1 protein-coding gene is annotated in these 583 nt (G+C 45.5%); it reads right to left on the bottom strand.

From position 1 onward, the window contains the following. The coding region (locus tag A142_RS09000; protein WP_019822225.1) for a toprim domain-containing protein at positions 1-428 on the bottom strand (428 nt) is incomplete at its 3' end. Positions 429-583: the final 155 nt, after the last annotated feature.

Below are 583 nucleotides of genomic sequence, written 5' to 3'. Positions count from 1 at the left end.
GCCGCTTTGACGGGTTTATCGTTTAAATCAGCAATCAATAGACGTTGCACCGGCTTCTTGTTGCCAACGTGATCTAGGATTTCATCGATGAGTAAGCAGCCTTCTGGATCGGGATCACCGGCGTGAACAATCGAGTCCGCTTTTTTGATGAAACCAATCACTGTATCGAGCTGCTTTTTAGAATCGGAGCGAGGTTTATATTGTGGAGGGAATCGAGTTTGAATCGGTAGACTGTCTAGTGTCCAGCGTTTGAGGTTACTGTCGTAGTCTTCGGGATCTTTGAGGGACAGCAAATGGCCAAAACACCACGTGACAATGTCACCCCCTTTTTCGTAATAGCCGGCTTTTTTATCGGTCGTTGGGTTGCCGCCAAGTCCTTTAAAGATGGCGGTAGCCAGGGATGGTTTTTCTGCGATGAATACGCGCATAAGATTTTCTCCAGATAGCATTAGCCCTCAGCGAGAGAGCTGATAGTTAAGATTTTAAGGGATTAGTTACTTTGAGTGAGTTGGCTGACTTCAGCTAAGGTAAAAATGGACACCATGCTGCGATACTTTTCAAAGTCATGACGTGAGTTATCAAA

Origin of the sequence: Vibrio splendidus 12E03 (genome assembly GCF_000272105.2) — a bacterium.
Lineage (GTDB): Bacteria > Pseudomonadota > Gammaproteobacteria > Enterobacterales > Vibrionaceae > Vibrio > Vibrio splendidus_I.
Note: the sequence above shows the minus strand (reverse complement) of the source record. Positions and strands in the feature narration are given on the sequence as shown.